This is a genomic window from Paenibacillus zanthoxyli JH29 (assembly GCF_000520715.1).
In the GTDB taxonomy this organism is placed as follows: domain Bacteria; phylum Bacillota; class Bacilli; order Paenibacillales; family Paenibacillaceae; genus Paenibacillus_AQ; species Paenibacillus_AQ zanthoxyli.
Genome location: NZ_ASSD01000494.1, coordinates 1 through 2,472, shown reverse-complemented (window position 1 = coordinate 2,472; position 2,472 = coordinate 1). Strand labels below are relative to the sequence as shown.

The following is a 2,472-nucleotide window of genomic DNA, read 5'->3' as shown; positions in this document are numbered from 1 at the left end:
CCCGCCGATATCGGCATGGCGGTCGGCACCGGGACCGACGTGGCGATGGAAGCGGCGGATATTACGCTGATGCGCGGCGATCTGAAGGCCATCGCGGACGCAATTAAGATGAGCCGCAAGACGATGGGCAACATCAAGCAGAATTTATTCTGGGCGCTCGGCTACAATACGGTCGGCATTCCGATAGCCGCGTTGGGATTTCTGGCGCCCTGGCTGGCGGGCGCGGCGATGGCGTTCAGCTCGGTTTCGGTCGTACTGAATGCGTTGCGGCTGCAGCGGGTAAAGTTATAGAAAATAATCATCCTTTTATATAAAGTTTTTTGAATTCAAAAAGACTGCCCTTATCATTTTCAGGCAGTCTTTGACTTTTATTACATATTTATTTTTGTATCTATTACTTTCATTTCTTTGACCATTTGATCCGCAAAGTCTTCAATTTGCGTTAGCGATCTGGCTTGAAAAGTTATTGTTTCCTCGTTTAATATGTCCAGGGCAATTTTTATGTTTTTAGTTAAATCTTTAACGTAAATTAAAGTTGTAAGATCTATATTATGCGTATCGAATTGTTTCTCTAATTTAGATGCTTCTTTTATCTTACTAAAATTGTATGCCCATTCTTTCGCTACTTGAGAAGCTTGTTTACTTCCTCTTTGAGTGTAGTCAAAAGAAAAGGTTTTAACTATTTTCACTCGTTCTTTTCTTGTAACATAGGCGTAATCCAATTCAATCAGTTCATCTCCCAAATCTACTTTTAAGTTTTTCTCTAGGATCGCGTTAGTGGGTTTGTTCTTAATAACTTTATTCATAATTGACTTCACTTCTTGTTCCGTGAGCCTTGATTTTTTCTGAACTTCAAAATGCACATAAGTTTTAAAGAGATTAAGCAGGTCGGTTTCAAAGTCTGCTGATCTGAATAATTGTATTTTGGAAAACTGAAGTTGATTTACATAGATTGATGTAGCTTTTTCCAAATAATTTAAGTTGGCGATATCTTCATAGGAGGGGCCGGTTACTGTAGAGTTTTTTGAGAAATCCTCTTTAACGCCGCTTAAAATTATTTTTAGAAAAGGTATATCAATTTCGTCGTCAAAAGTAGAAACTCTGGAAAGATTGTTTGTAATTAAACAGTCAATGTATTTATCCTCTGGAGAATGCATAACGACCCCAATATTTATGAATTCTTCCCTGTTCTCGTCCGGAACATAGCGAAGGACTGCAAATTTACAAATTTTCTCCACGTTAACCCCCTCCTTTCCATTGTGGCAAGATCGGTTTAAGAATTGGTAAAGCATCTTTTATTCTATGCAGACGGTCACACAAATATGCATGTAGCGCGGTTTTGTCAGCATCAGTTATTAACCATTCTTCTGGTATAGTTTTAATAATATGCCACAAATCACGATCTGTCATTCCCGACATTTTCCCGATTATGTTATCAAATGGGTTATACCCTCTGACATGCGGTACTAATTTTCTGAATATGTATCCGTTTTGAGTAAATGGTTGAAAGTCAGCGCCGATTCTAATGTCAAGTTGTTGTGCATCCCAAAGAGCTCCTATTTCAAAAACATGAGAATGATCAATAACAACTATTTTCATTTGCGATTGATCGAACAGGAGATTCCCGCCGTTGCAGTCTCTGTCATTATTACAGATAAGTTGGTCAAATAGTATGATTTCAGGAACTATGGTTACGTTCAAGGCGCGTTCAAGCATTTTAGCGTTAGCTATTGGAAAGGTTTTGTTAATCCGTTTCGTTCCAAAATGAACCCCTGGATGAATTTCCCTTTCGCACTCAATATGATCTGCAATTATTTGCTCATAAAGATTTAGAAAGTCTTTATCAACATTTATTAAAGTAGGAGAAGCCAGAGGAAGTTAAGCTGATGAGCAATTTTAGCGCAAACATACTCATTGGCCAAAACCCTTGGACCCTCAGGATTTTGTTGGAACTTTGTGTAATATGTATTTCCATCATCACAAAGAATGATGAACGGCTTAGTTACCCCATTAGTAACTGGTTTTATCGGTCTTACCGCATTTACAATTTGCAATTTTGGCACCTACTTTTAACGTATGCTTAGAGCTCGTTATTCTTTATTCTAGTAATATATGAATATATTACAAGACAATTTTTTGCAGCAATAGCTTTACGTTAAGCGGAAAATTAAATCATTTAAATTGAAAAGTAGCAGCTTTCGCATACCAGAAAGGCGCTGCCATTCTGGTAGATTACAACAAAATCAGAAAAAGATGATGGTCATATTTCGAGAGTTCGGAGAAAGCTCTAGGGGTAATGAAGAGCACAAGTGAAGCAGGAGTTGGTTGAGACACAGGTTGGGTAAAATCATCCGCAAAGAGATAATGGTTTTTAGAACAGCAAGATTCTTTGCGGGGGAGTTTTTTGTATTTTTAGAATTGAGTCTTCTTACACCTGAGTATTATTGGGTGTCAACCGGGATTACCGCCCTT

Annotated in this window: 3 protein-coding genes and 1 pseudogene; 1 reads left to right on the top strand and 3 read right to left on the bottom strand. The window is 38.2% G+C overall.

Annotated elements, in window-relative coordinates; all coding sequences use genetic code 11:
* Positions 1 to 291, top strand: a pseudogene (locus tag L691_RS29415) (heavy metal translocating P-type ATPase); the annotation flags it as partial.
* Between the two features lie 80 nt (positions 292 to 371).
* On the opposite strand, the gene L691_RS30775 reads toward L691_RS29415, so the two are convergent.
* The 3 genes from L691_RS30775 to L691_RS34340 are packed head-to-tail and all read right to left on the bottom strand — an operon-like array spanning position 372 to position 2,063.
* Positions 372 to 1,238 carry a DUF3037 domain-containing protein gene (locus L691_RS30775; protein ID WP_025691947.1) on the bottom strand — a complete coding sequence of 289 codons (867 nt, stop codon included), beginning with the start codon at positions 1,236 to 1,238 and terminating at the stop codon, positions 372 to 374.
* Between the two features lies 1 nt (position 1,239).
* Positions 1,240 to 1,854 carry a HipA family kinase gene (locus L691_RS32140; RefSeq protein WP_332249088.1) on the bottom strand — a complete coding sequence of 205 codons (615 nt, stop codon included), beginning with the start codon at positions 1,852 to 1,854 and terminating at the stop codon, positions 1,240 to 1,242.
* Entirely contained in the window at positions 1,854 to 2,063 is a 210-nt protein-coding gene (locus tag L691_RS34340; RefSeq protein ID WP_408634766.1) for a HipA family kinase, read from the bottom strand. The genes L691_RS32140 and L691_RS34340 overlap by 1 nt, the downstream gene beginning before the upstream one ends.
* Positions 2,064 to 2,472 lie beyond the last annotated feature (409 nt).